Consider the following 14,081-nt stretch of genomic DNA (forward strand, 5'->3'; position numbering starts at 1 on the left):
AAACAAAACTAATTTGCTTCAACCTGATCAAAGAACTGATATAAATATTCGCGATACACAAAGGCCATAATGACGTTGCGCAACATTTGCTTTTGCTTCGTGTGCTCTTGACCAACGTGTTCGAGGGTTGTTTGCTGACCAAAAACGTAACGGGCCACGTTCCCCAACTCCTGGACAAAGTAATTATAAGCCACTTCCGTTTGATAGCTTGCTTGCTGAATTCGGATGGCTTTTCGTAAATTATTTTGTTCGAGAACATTTTTAGCCACCACAATAAATAATAATTGCGCCAGTTGATCGCGACTGTATTGCCGGTTTTGTGGACGGCTTATTAATCGATGTTTGACGTAGTTACTGACCATTGAATCGGTAATCGTGACGCTTTCAAACGGGGCAACACTTTGTTGTAAATACGTTACAACCTGTTTAAGATACAGTCCCATGGCCGGTAGTTCCTGATACATTGGCAAATCAAACCATTCTCTGGATTTTTGTAGAGTCATTCCGTATTCCTCCCAATGCATATTTTATCGACAGCAGCCACGGAGTGTCAATTAAATCCGACGATAAGTTTTTGGAAAACCGTTGACAAGGATATTAAAAACGAATATGCTTTAACAAAATCATTTGCGGAGGTAATTATAATGACCGCTAAAATTATTACAGACTCGGGAGCAAATTGCTTTGCACCAGTAATCGGTGGCATTCCCCATGCCAATGTTCCCTTGACCATCATGGTGAATGGACATGCATGGTTAGACAATGAGCAATTAGATCTTGCCAATTTTCTATTGGCGTTAAAAAACACCAAAACACCCACGTCAACCGCCTGCCCGAGTGTTGGCGAATGGTTAAAAGCCTTTGCTGGGGCCGACGAGATCTTCGTACTGACGATCACCAGTGCACTTTCCGGTAGTTATAATGCTGCTGTACAGGCGGCCGAATTGTTCATGAATGACCGTCCAGGTGTCCGTATTCACGTCTTCGATACTAAGTCGGCAGGCCCGCAAATTCGTTTATTAGCCTCCCAACTGGCGGTGACCATTAACCATGGCTACTCGTTCGATGAAATCATCGAGATTACGAATACCCAGATTCATCAAACTGACCTCTTATTTGCCCTCACTGAATTAAATAATTTAGCCAATAACGGACGAGTCAGCCCGGCGATTGCTAAATTAACACGGTTATTGCACCTCTCTATTTATGGCACCACGAGCACAACTGGCGAATTTCAAATGTTAGGTAAAATGCGTGGTGGTAAGCGCCTGTTGCCCAAGCTAGCGCAAGTTATGGAAAAACAAGGGTATGTTGGGGGGCGCGTGTTCATTGACCACGTCAATTGCCGCCCGCAAGCTGATCAGCTCGCTTCCACAATTGCTCAAGTCTTTCCCGGTGCCATCATTAACGTTTCCGCATGCGGGGCGCTTTGTTCTTACTACGCCGAAAATGGTGGTTTAATGATTGGCTTTGAAAAGTAATGGAGTTTCATTAAAATTGAATGAGAATTTTTAATAATTTACTTGCGTTTTATAATTTGCAGTGATATATTTACAACAATCAAAAAATACAAGTAACCAAATTAGTAGATTACCTACCTCAATGTTCAGAAAACTGGTGGTTGCTGCAAACCAGGCAGGGTAGGTAATCGAATTACCGCTTGTACGGATTCATTGGTACCGTTAGCAACCAATACAAGGTGGAAAGTTATTGCGCACTTTCTAGCTAGGTGGTACCGCGGTCAAACGTCCTGGTTGAGTCATTGTACTCAATCGGGACGTTTTTTATTTGGAGGGTTTAATTATGAAACAACATCGATATAGTCAGCACTCATTCTCTTTCTAATAATCTTTAATAATCTATTTCACGAATGAGGTGCTTATTATGAAAAAAATCAACTTTCAAGAATCAATCATTATTTTAATTGTGATGTTAGTCATTTTAGGAAGCGGCGTGATCGGGTTCGGCCTTTCGCCACAAGTTCCCGTCCTCACCGTCATCGGCTTACTATTAGCTTGGCTGTCCTTCCGGAAAACTTCCTGGAAAGAAATTACTGATGGCATTACCGAGGGAATTTCAACCGCCATTGTCCCGATTTTTATTTTCTTACTCATCGGGAGTCTGATTGCCGTTTGGATTCAAGCCGGGATTATTCCTTCATTGATGGTCCTTGGTTTCCATTTAATCAGTGCTAAATTCTTCGTCCCATCAGTCTTCATTGTCTGTTCCTTAGTTGGGCTCGCCATCGGGAGTGGCTTTACTACTGTCTCAACCGTTGGTCTAGCATTGTTTGGGATGGGCGCTACCTTGGGCATTAATCCAGCCCTAACGGCTGGAGCCATCATTTCTGGCGCCGTCTTCGGTGATAAAATGTCACCACTTTCCGACTCTACTAATCTTGCATCCGCGGTTGCCGGTTCTGACCTGTTCGCCCATATTCAAAATATGATGTGGACGACGATCCCAGCCTTCGTTGTTTCTCTCGTTGTCTTTACCATCTTAGGACTAACGAATAAGGGCACTTCCATGGCCACCATTGCAAAAACCTCATCCATTCTGACCGCAAACTTTAGCGTGTCATGGTGGGCAGCCTTACCAATCATTTTGATGTTCGTCTGCGCTTGGCGAAAAGTCCCAGCCATTCCGACCTTATTCTTAAACATCTTTGTTTCCATTGTGATGATTTTTATTGAAACGCCGCACTTTGCCATTAGTAAACTAGCCACCCTAATTGAATCCGGTTTTGTTGCTAAAACAGGGAATAAGGCTGTTGATGCACTGTTAAGTCGGGGCGGTATTGCTAGTATGATGGGCACCGTTTCTCTGATCGTCATGACATTAGCTCTTGGGGGAATTTTAATGCATGAAGGGATTATCGAAAGTGCAATGAAGCCATTGATTGAACGGCTTAAAAAGCCTGGTCGCCTGGTCACCACCACCATCTTTGCCGGCATTGGCGTCAACCTCTTTGTTGGTGAACAATACCTCTCAGTCATCCTGCCTGGAAATGCCTTCCGCAGGGCTTTCAAACAGATTGGCTTATCCCCGCTCGCCCTTAGTCGGGTTCTTGAAGACGGTGGGAGCGTGATTAATTACTTGATTCCATGGGGTGTCGCCGGTTCGTTCGTTGCTTCGACCTTAGGGGTTCCGGTTTTACACTTCCTGCCATTTACCCTCTTTAGTTTACTTTCTCCAGTGTTCTCCATTTTAAGTGGTTTCACTGGGCTCGGCTTAAAATGGGCCCCAGGCAAGCAACCCGTTACTAACCATCATCAAGCAGAAGAAAAGGCCACAGTTTTAGATTAATGCCTAACCGTATAACAATGTAACGTTGTCACAAATCAACAGGCATCAGCTAGTTGCTTATCAGAAAGCGGACTAGCTGATGCCTGTTTGAAATTTAATTAACTTGACGATCAATACTAAAATTACTCTTCGTAATTTCAATCCTAATTAGTGATAAAATCAATTTAACGAATCAAAAATTGAGGTGACCACCATGGATTACGAAGCATTAATTTCAAAAATTTACCAATGGGCCCATGAGCGCAAAATCGATCAAGCGGACCCTCGGGTTGAATTCATGAAAATTGCCGAGGAAGTCGGTGAGCTTTCGGCAGCTTACAATAAGCAAAATCATGCTCAACTCGTTGACAGTATTGGCGACTTGCAAATTGCCCTCTTAATTTTTTGTAAATTAGTTGGTGTCGACCACCAAGCAGCGTTAACTGAAGCTTATCAAACCATCGCCCAGCGGACTGGCAAGACCACTCCTGATGGCGTCTTTATTAAGCAAAGTGATCTTGAGAAAGAAAATTAAACTAGCGGCGTTCGCCAGTCATTGTGAATGATGATTGGGGAACGCCGTTTTCCGTTCTAAATAGTGTTTAATTCCATAGTTAGTTAACTTGTACGTTTGCAAATCACGCACAAAGTGCTGATAAATAACCGCACGTTGATCTACAGGAATGAGCTGCCAAGCTTGTACATCCCACTGACCACCATCCTTAACAATGTCTGCATAACTGCCACCACGCTGATAATCTTGTGGGAACTGCCAATATTGCTTAGCCTGCTGACGAATCGCACTATTGAACGGTTGCTGAACATCCAACCGCTGGTGAGTGCTTCGATAACGTGCTGGTACATGGTAAGTACCATACGGGATTCCATAATTAAATGATTCTGTATCCGCTACTGCCCGTAATTCCGTCAGTGAATAATGTGTTGGCTTGGCGTCAATTTGACCATCTGCTGTTGCTCGATAAACATTCCATTCAGAAACAAATTGTCCCGTTTCAATGTTCACTACCAACTCCACCATGCGGGCGTCATTATAACGACGGGCTGTGGAGTTCTTCATCAACTGAACCTTCATGTTCCGCGGATAAGTAAAGTGATCATGAAACCGGTTGTGATAATTCGCTCCGGTTTGATAATCAAGTGCCAAATGATGATCGTGACAATAAAGTAAAAGTTGCTCATAATCGTTCTGTGTATATATGCCCGTCGCTGATTGATAGTGGCGTAGATACTGGATCACCAGCCGATCTAAATAGCTGCGGAACAAATGCACTTTAGTCCCTAACTCATCGGTTTTGAGCCCTTGCTGAGTTGGATAAGCCCGCACCACTAACTCTCGTAAATAAGGGAAAAAGCAGCTGTGCGGCGCGAGCTGATTCACTAGTCGGTACCGTGTCCCCGTGATCTGTAGAAAGCGATCTGCATCAATCGTGGTCTGTAAATGCTGGTTTAACATCAACGCTAATTGTGCATGGGCTGACAAATGCGATTTTTGTAAAAAGCGAACGTAGGTTGGCGACCCAACTTGTCTTAATTTCTTCAGCAATTGTTGACTATTTTGACCATGCATCACTTGCCATAAGAAAACTGTTCCTGCAATGGGGCCCCATCCATCAGTCATGAGTTGTTGATAGGACTGTGCGATTTGCGGAACCTTAATCAAATACCGAATCAGCAACCGATTGATTGAATCAACCATTCGCTTGAGCAGTCTGGTCATTCAGCCACCTCCTATTTTGTATGGGAAGTTTGGACTAGCCAGTGCATATTTTGGTGGTTATGGTGGCGCCAAACACCCTCGACCACGAAACTAATCACCAGCAGGAAAATAACGGATAACCACGTTAAAAGTTCACCGTTCATAATGGTTTGGGCAAATAACAAAATAAACAAAGCAAAATTGAGCACAATTGCGCCAACTAAGACCCAGCGTTTAGCACCCGTTTGTTTTGCCAACCGCAGGTGGCCGGCGTTCACCATCGCATAAACCAGCAAGAAGGCTAAACTGGCCATTTGACCAACTGAAGCTAGCGGAAAAATCACGATAAAAATGCATACCAAAAATGAGGTAAAGAAGAGCCCCCACGTGCCGCCAATGCAAGTCATCGCACCAAACTTTGGTGGAATTTCATCAATTTTAGCAATTCGAATTGCTAAGTTTTCATCGCCGAACATCGTCGAATTGACGGCCGAAGCAGTAGCCACCAAAGCAGCTACACTAATTAAAACCATTCCGACCTTACCAAAGACAACCTTGCCGGTGGTGGCTAAGACGTGTCCTTGATTAGCCACTGCCCCGTGAATTCCCAAGGTGGTCAAGACGACTAAACTAGCGATGATATAAATAAACATTACAATCCCTAAAGAAATGAATAATGCAAGCGGTAATTGTTTGCGCGGATTTTTCATGTTACCAGCCGTATTCGTCACTACGCCAAAACCTTCGTAAGTAACATATAACAGTCCAGCCGCAGATAAAACGCCCAGTGGGCCATCACCGCTATGAATTACTGCCACTGTTGGCAGATGAGCCTGCATAAACCCAATAATAATAAAGCCAATTAATATGATTAATTCAAAACCAATAATCGCTGTTTGGGCGCGAGCCACCTGTTTGGAACCTAAGATATTCACAAAGACCACTAGTAGCACAATCACAATACTAATGCCTTTTCCCAGCCAACCAGAGCTATCTTTCCCCAAAAGTTGACAAGCATATTCAGCGAACCCAGTCGCATACAGGGCCATTGCGATAATCCAGCCTAAGTACTGGAATACATTCAAGCCACCAGCCAATAAACCATCGCCAAAACCTTTGACAAGGAATTGGGCAGCCCCACCCCGATCTGGATACTTCATCCCTAATTTGGAGTAGGAATAAACTGAGAAGGCCGCTACTAGCCCGCCAATTAAAAATGATAGTGGCAAATAAGCGCCAGCGGACTTCGTTGCTAAACCGAGTAACGTATATAAGCCGGCTCCCATCATTCCACCAACCCCAATGGCGGTCGCCCCCACGACGCCAATGGAACCATGCTGATTTGTTGTTTGTTTCATAATGAATGCCTCGATTTGCTTTGATTTATCAACTTAATTATATCGCTTTTTTAGTTTCGATGATTGAAGGGAGGATAACTCGCTTCGGGCGGATAAAAAAAGAGATTAGCGTTTTTTGTCAAATCGCTAATCTCTTCAGTGAGGTTATCAAATAATAATCTTATTTTTTAGTCATGGTCACGCTTTTTACCAGCAAGTCCTAACAATGCCGTGAAACCAGCTAATCCTAATCCAGCAATTGCGGCTGCATTACTCTGATTACCAGTTTGTGGCAAAGTGGTCTTACTATGGTTACCATTGGAAGTGCTTTGTTGAACATTTCCGTGGTCATTTAAGCCATTATTGCCTTGACCATTACCATTGCCACTGCCGTTGCCGTGATCTGGGTTGGTTGGCTTAGTTGGTTGATCACCACCACCTGGATGGTTTGGTTGGCCGCCATTATCCTTCGTGTAAGTGATCGTTACCTGAGCATCTGCAGTTTCAGCAGTTACATTTTCTGCAGCAACCTTAGCTTGTGATGGCGTATAGCCGGCAAAGGTTGGCGCATTAAATGCGTCCCACTTAGCAGTACCGTCTGGTGTGGCAACAAACTTACCATTTTCAACCTTACCTAATTGCCACTCGCCATAAGTTGGGGCAACGTTTGGATCAGTTGAAGTCGTCATCGTCCGACCGAACCATACCGTTTGCGTGGTTGTATTAGTTTCACCAGTTAATGGGTTCTTAACGTTAATGGTCCGCGTTGGGTGAGCAAACATCCCCTTGTACTTGTCACCAGGCTTGTTCGGGTTGATGGATGGATTCGTTGGATCCGTCGTCTTCGTGTAGGCAACCACAACATTAGCATTTGCCGTGTCAGCCGTTACAGGCTGTTGGTTAACTTGCGTTGCCTCATGACCATCAACCGTTGACTTGTAACCATCGACTTGATCAACTGGATATTCAGCCCAGGTTCCTGTTGAGGCACCAGTTGACTGCCAAGTATTATCATGCTTAGTGGCAACAGTCCATGGTGTCCAAGTGATGTGTCCATCCTGATCTTTGGTTCCGGCATTTTGACCTTCACCGCCACGAACAAAGTGAACAGTTTGCGTCTTAGTTTCAGTGGTACCATCCGTCTTGTAAATCGTGATCGTCCGCGTAACATCCTTGTTCATGTTCTTGTCATTTGGATCGTATTTCACTGGAGTAGAGTCCTTAGCCACATACTTAACATCGACAGTCTTGTTAGTATTTGGCTGAACATCGTTGACCGCTACAACTTTCTTATCGGTCGTCTTCGTCCCATCAATCAAGTATTCATAACCTTCTGGGGCATCAGCAATGCTAGTGTATGCTGCCCAAGTTCCAGTCTTGTCCTTTGTCAACTTATTAGTTGTGGTGTTGTAAACGTACCAATCGCCTTCTGAATCTGCAATGATCTTGCCAGTGTATTGATCCAGCACACCCGTCCGACCAAAGGTGATCTTTTGCTCTTCAGTGTGATCAATCGCTGAGTTATCAGTCTTGTAAACATTGATCGTCCGCGTTGAGGTCGTAAACAAGTCTTTGTAGTTAGGATTATCTGGCGTTACACCTGGTTGACCTGGGGTAACCGTATTCTTAACTAACTTAACAGTAATCGTATTATCGTCGGTTTGGTCGCCTGGGTAAACAAATCCTGGTGCAATCTTCCAACCAGCTGGAATGTTGCTATCAATATTGGTCTTCAAGATGTCAGCCTTAAGCCCTTGCTTCTTGTTGAATTCAAAGGTTAATTCATCTTTGCCATCCTTCGTCTTCAATGGCGTTGGTGCACTCGGGTTGGTATCGTCAACATACTGAACCTTGACTGTTGCATCATAGTTGGAATCATCATGTTGCTGCTTGCTTTGCTTCAATGGCACGATAAGTTCCGCCGGTTGTGCAGTAATGTTGTTTTCGGCAACTGGGTAAGTATAGTGATCATCAATACTGTAGTTAGCTGGAACATTATCATCAATTGCATTCTTCAATTGATCCGCACTTAAGCTAGAACCCTTAGCAATATCATTAATCGTAAAGCTGGCCACTTCTTGACCCTCGTATCGGTAAGAAATCTTCTGGTTGAAGCTCGTCTTTTGATCGTCAGGCTTGTCAGTATTTGGATTTGCAACCACGTTGATGGTAGCTGGAACATCCAGGTACGTCCCATCATTGAAACTGATCCGCACCGTCCCAGTGACACCATTCTTAACAGTTGCCGTTGATGGCATACCGTTTGGTGCCCAAGTCATGGCAAATTGACGTGAATGATCAGTACCTTCAACGTAAGCCAAAACTTTTGGTGCATTTGGATTAATGTTTTGACCATTCCAGCCAGCTTGACCAAGGTCAGTGACATTAATTAACTTCCGGAATTCATCCTGTGATAAGCCACTGATGTCTTGTCCTTGCTTAAAGGTTTCCGTATTACCAGTCGTAGCTCCGTAAATATTACCAAAGGCATTGCTCCAACTTGGATTTGCTAACAAGTCAGCAGCTTGTCCAGAAAGCGCAATTGTTACCCGCGTCTTCGAGTTACCAGGTAAGTTCTCGCCTTCACCGGTCCGTTGTTCACTATTTGGATCACCATATTGAGCTTGGGCTGTAGAAGTCCCAGTACCAGTTTGACTAAAGTTGGTAGTGTTAGTAATTGGTGTGAAACCATCCTTCCAGTTAGTCTTAACATCACTAGCAGAGAAGGATTGAACCGCATTTTGACCATTCATTAATTGAATTGGGTGTCCACTGCCATCAACAATGGCACCTTGGGCAACGTATTCGGTGCCCGCGGCATTTAACTTGTAGGTCACAGAACTAATTGTGTTCCAGTTAGCATCCTGATTCTTAAAGGTAATTTCTTCAACCGCAGGGGCTGTCACAGTTTCACTACCATCAGTGGTCTTGTGGGCAGTGTATTCCGCAATCGTGTATGAGGTCGTAGTGTTTTGACCATAAATAATCGTTTGATGATCGCCGTGATCAACTCCAGTAATTGCTACTGAAGCATTGACATTATCAGTAGTATGGTCGGCATAGGTAACCTTAACTGGAATTAAGTAATGACCAGCAGCTACTTTATCGTTGAAACTAATGGTCCCAGTATGAGAATCAATCGTAACCCCAGCTGGCGCAGTATAACCATCTTTGAACGCATACGTTTCACCAGATGGTTGACTTTCGTTCACATTGCCATCCTTAGCATATTGAACTTCATCAGTGGCAGCCGTACCTTGAGCAACGGTTAATGGCTTATAGCTTGGTTCATACTTCTCGGCATCTGTCCGAGTATCTGTATGCTGTGTCGTAACCGTCAAAGGAACTGTAACGTTTTCACTGTAAATAACCTTACCGTCAGCATTCTTATATTGAACAGTTACCGTTTCGTCAATTGGAGTAGTCGTGACGTTTGTAATATCATGACTGATCTTATCTGGATCAGCCCACTCAGCACCTGATGGAATTCCGGCACCCTTGCTATCCTTATCCAAGTTAGTGATGCCTTTAGTTGCATCTGGAGTGTCATTAAGCGTTGTTGTAACTCCAGTTGTCTCTGGTTTAGTATAAGTAACCTTGACGTTTACTGGAACATAGTCTTCTGAACCGTCCGCATACTTAACAAGTGCTAAACCGGTTGATTCACCCGGCTTGTTCACGTTCGGTGTTTGAGCCGTCCAAGTTACCGTAGTCCCCTCAGGTTTAGTTGCTGGTTGACCATCAGCAGTCTTACCCCAGTTAATGTTGACATCATTAATGTTTGGTAAGTTACCAAGCACCGCAGTCGCAGAACCATTGATCGGATTATTCTTGCTTGCGTCATCAGTCCCTTGATGGCTTGGATCAGTAACATTGACGACGGTTGGTACATAATCTACTGAGCCGTCTGGGTAAGTAACCTTCACAACTCCTGGATGGTTACCAACCGTGGAGACATCTGGCGTTTGTGACCAAGTATAAGTTGGCGTGCCACCAGTTGGTTGTCCACTTGGCCATTCTACCCCTTGACTAGGATCTGGGGTTTGCCCAACGGTCGTATCAATAGCTTTTCCACTTGGATCATTCTTGTCGGCATCAGTATCATTCTTATCAGCTGGCTTTGAAGTGTCACCAACAATCACATTTACTGGTACCAAATCAACTGAGTTATCTGGGTAAGTGACCTTCACGATTGCTGGAACCACACCAACTTTGGACGTATCTGGCGTGTTAACCCAGGTATACTTCGTCCCTGCTGGTAAAGCATCCTTGTTGCTGATTGCCTCCCCAGCCTTGTTGGTTAAGTCTTCATTTTGTGTAGCGTTAATGTCTTGACCATTAGGTGTGTTTTGATCAGCATCAGTTGCAGTTTGTTCAGTAACCTTCAGTGGAATCTTAACAAAGTCAACCGACCCATCTTGATAGGTTACCTTTGCCCATGCTGAAGTATCGCCAGTCGTCAGCTTACCGATTGGGTTAGTTGGAAATTCTTGAGCAGTACCGTCAGGTTTAACCATGGTCGTATTCCATTCCGTTTGGTCAGTACTCTTCAATCATTCAACTTTGTTGACCAATTGATTAAACTGGTCGTCAGACTTATTAATCTTGCCATCCGGGCCAATCAGGTCTTTAATCCCATTAATAGGCTGCAAATCATTCAGTGTCTGATCAGTCGTAGCATTAATGGTTTGAACTTCTGGCTGATACTTTTGATCATCTTTAATTTGACCATCACTATTTAACTCAGTTCCCATGGCAAGTCGTTGTGGCTTCCACCAACTAAAGTTATTTAAGAACTGGTTAAGGTATGGCGTTTGATATGAAACCCCTTCGCCGGCATTTGAAGCAAAGTTACCATTATCAAACTTAGCAGTTCCGTCACCGGCTTGGTTAGCAGCCATCGCAACTTGACCATTCGAGTTGTAGAATTGGTCGACGCCATCAGGCAAGCTGCCACCATGAGCATGCTGCCCTTGAGCGATAAATTGGTTAGCCTTGTCACCCCATGGGTTCTGGTTATGTTCAGATTCTAGATACCAAACATAATTTGGTGTTGTCGTGGTATTCCCTTGGAGCCATTGTTCAACTGGGGTCACGGCATTGTTTTTATTATGATTAATCCAAACATCATTAGAACTACCTTCAAGACGCAAGAGGTTCCCACTTTGCGCACCAGTCCGTTGTAAGTTGACATACTTTGGATTATCAATGTTGATAACGTTCGTACCGCTGGTTCCCCACATCGTGATTAAGCCAACTTTAGATCTATGATTAGCACTATCAACTAATGCACCTGTGTTTTGTGCTGAATCTGACAAGTTCAAGATAGCCCCATCTTTAACATCAATCGTAAAGGTTTTTCCTGATGATAATGTCGCATCACCATATGAAATTAATGGTTGATTGGATTGGGCGACACCTTCACGGGAAATTTTAATTGTTCCAGCGTCACGAATTCCCGCATAGTTATCACTTGCTTCAATACCACCCGCAATGACACCAAAGTGAGTCCCAGCTTGACTAATTACTAAGTCGCCAGCACCACCGTCAGTACAGTCTTGCTTAGTATTGATATTAATTACACCAGTCGACGTAACATCGACATATGATGCCAGAATAGCGGTTGAAGCGCCTTTACCCATGTTCATGTTCAAATTACCATTAACATGAACAACACTGGTTTTAGCATCATCAATATTGGCAGTCTTTGCCCAATTCAGGAAACGAATTCCCATTACGCTGTCGGAACCATTGATATTCAATGTAGCCCCATTGCTGATGGTAAAATTACCGGCATACTCAGGAGTAATATTAATAGCAAATGCCGCATGTTGCGTACCACCATTATTAGGGTTATTAAATTTAACATTAGTCGTCGTTGTTCCATCGATAACGTCAACCCGGTTCGCAAAAATCGCTGACTTGTTATTAGCGTTAATCGTACTATTAAGAGTGTTGTTACCCTTTAAGACAACATTTGTTGTATGTTCATTCCATAAGATAACTTGAGTGTCATTGGTTGTAGTAACTCCGTTAAAGGTTACCGTATCTTCTGCTGCATGCTTCCGACTAAGATCTTCTGTATATACAATTCCTTGTTTGCTGTGGGTACCATCACCTACACTGCGAATTGTCATATTCTTAAATTCAAGATTCCACTTAGCGTCATCTGAACTTTGAGTTGCATCTTTGAGATAGAGATATGACTTACCAAAGTCAATGGTATGACCGTTCCCGTTGATCACAACATGACGCGCAGCATTTTGGTGATCAATTGTCCACCAATTCTCAGTTCCAAGATTAATGTCACTGTTGATATTAATTGTACCAACGTTGGCATCATTTAAGCCGTTAATCAAGCCTTGTGCATCACTAGCAGTTGCAGTTTGACCAGTAGAATCAGCTACCGGTGTGGCTTCACTAGCATTCGCGTTAGCTGAATGAGTTGTCGCATTAGCAGATGGATTGGCTGCCTTTTCATCTTTCAGCGTTGCTGCTTGATTTGTTGAAGCATTCGTTGCATCGTTCTTTGGCAATGTCGTTGTTGCTTCATTTTTCTTCGATGTTGAAGCTGCTTGATCATCGCTGGTTGCCGTGGTGGTCGTTTCAGATGTTGCAGCTGGAACTTGCGTATCCGCCTTAGCAGCAGCATTTAATCCCATAAATGTAAAACCAATCAAAACGGAAGCAACCCCGACGGTTAACTTTTTAATCGTAAACCGTTGTCGTTTTGGCTCTTGCTTCCGAAATAACTCTTGATGATTATTACTTGATAACATAGTCGTAACCTCCATTACTTCAGTTGCTAGTATTATAAACACTTTTTCTATAAATGGTTATTTATTTTACTAAATATTTTTAAAACGCTATTAAATCAACGGATTCTACCCCCCAACAGTTTTAAATGATTTTTTAATCATATTAAATTCAAATTATATGTTTTTAATTTTTGACAAAATCATTGGTCCGTTGATAACGTATCATTCACTTTTGGTAGGACCTTTTTCTGATCAAAAGATAAGTGTTTTATCAACCAATTAATCACTAGAAAATATTATTTAATTGCACTGAATTCACAATTCTTTCACCCTTTTTCGGTATAATTAACCATGAAGCTTAATTAACTGCATCCATAGGAGGTTAACAATGAAAACATCAAGCTTAAAAAAGCAGCTCATCAATGGATTGGCAATCACAGTATTGACGACGAGTGCTTTAGGCGGGGTTGCTATCGCTGCAACTCCATCCGTTTCTGCCAGCACTAGTGCCATCCAAATTTCCGAAAAAACTGCCGTCAAGAAATTTCAAAAGACATTCAAAAACAGTAAAGTGGTTGAAGTCCAATTGGAGAAAAAAATGGGCGGCTACCGTTATGAAATTTCCGGTCGTGATGACCAGCAAGAACATGACTTAACGATTAATGCCAAGAGTGGCAAGATCATTAACAAGCATTCTGAACAACTGGATGACGATGATCAAGATACGGCCTTGGACCTCAGTAAGTTAATCACTCGTAAACAGGCCACCAAAATAGCCGAAAAGGCAGCTAAGTCGGGTAAAGCAACTAGTTGGGATTTAAGTTATGAAAATGGCACCCCGGTTTGGGAAATTGAAGTTAGCCACGGTCATCAACAACACGATGTCAAAATTAATGCTGATAACCAAAAAGTGATCAGCAACGAACAAGACGATTAAGCCATCAGCACAGTAGAAAAAGCTCGGAAAACCAAATTGGTTTCCCG

The 14,081-nt window shown here is 43.2% G+C and carries 9 protein-coding genes; 4 read left to right on the plus strand and 5 right to left on the minus strand.

Translation table 11 applies throughout. From position 1 onward, the window contains the following. Nucleotides 1-8: 8 nt before the first annotated feature. Entirely contained in the window at nt 9-503 is a 495-nt protein-coding gene (locus Q0C76_RS02785) for a DUF1836 domain-containing protein (protein WP_295729450.1), read from the minus strand. A 141-nt stretch (nt 504-644) separates the two neighbouring features. Between Q0C76_RS02785 and Q0C76_RS02790 the strand changes: the two genes are divergently transcribed. The 3 genes from Q0C76_RS02790 to Q0C76_RS02800 all read left to right on the plus strand — a co-directional run bounded on the left by Q0C76_RS02790 (nt 645) and on the right by Q0C76_RS02800 (nt 3,820). Further along, nucleotides 645-1,481, plus strand: coding sequence for a DegV family protein (locus Q0C76_RS02790; protein WP_295729453.1), 837 nt, complete (start codon nt 645-647; stop codon nt 1,479-1,481). Between the two features lie 400 nt (nt 1,482-1,881). Next, nucleotides 1,882-3,306 (plus strand): Na+/H+ antiporter NhaC, encoded by a 1,425-nt coding sequence (gene nhaC, locus Q0C76_RS02795; RefSeq protein WP_295729556.1) that lies wholly within the window; start codon nt 1,882-1,884, stop codon nt 3,304-3,306. A 193-nt stretch (nt 3,307-3,499) separates the two neighbouring features. Then, nucleotides 3,500-3,820, plus strand: coding sequence for a MazG-like family protein (locus tag Q0C76_RS02800; protein ID WP_295729455.1), 321 nt, complete (start codon nt 3,500-3,502; stop codon nt 3,818-3,820). Between the two features lie 18 nt (nt 3,821-3,838). Here Q0C76_RS02800 and Q0C76_RS02805 read toward each other — a convergent pair whose 3' ends face one another. The 4 genes from Q0C76_RS02805 to Q0C76_RS02820 form a co-directional block, all read right to left on the minus strand. After that, entirely contained in the window at nt 3,839-5,023 is a 1,185-nt protein-coding gene (locus tag Q0C76_RS02805) for a DUF3114 domain-containing protein (protein ID WP_367268461.1), read from the minus strand. Nucleotides 5,024-5,034: 11 nt separating this feature from the next. Next, complete coding sequence (locus Q0C76_RS02810; protein WP_295729457.1) at nt 5,035-6,360, minus strand: APC family permease; 1,326 nt, start codon at nt 6,358-6,360, stop codon at nt 5,035-5,037. 167 nt (nt 6,361-6,527) lie between these two features. Continuing rightward, a complete protein-coding gene (locus Q0C76_RS02815) occupies nt 6,528-10,892 on the minus strand; it encodes a Rib/alpha-like domain-containing protein (protein WP_295729458.1) in 4,365 nt (1,454 codons plus the stop codon). Continuing rightward, entirely contained in the window at nt 10,893-13,118 is a 2,226-nt protein-coding gene (locus tag Q0C76_RS02820; RefSeq protein WP_295729459.1) for a pectate lyase-like adhesive domain-containing protein, read from the minus strand. Nucleotides 13,119-13,485: 367 nt separating this feature from the next. Between Q0C76_RS02820 and Q0C76_RS02825 the strand changes: the two genes are divergently transcribed. Next, nucleotides 13,486-14,034: a PepSY domain-containing protein gene (locus tag Q0C76_RS02825; protein ID WP_295729460.1), complete on the plus strand. Its 549-nt coding sequence runs from the start codon at nt 13,486-13,488 to the stop codon at nt 14,032-14,034. The last annotated feature ends 47 nt before the right edge of the window (nt 14,035-14,081 follow it).

Source organism: uncultured Limosilactobacillus sp. (assembly GCF_934202705.1).
GTDB lineage: Bacteria > Bacillota > Bacilli > Lactobacillales > Lactobacillaceae > Limosilactobacillus.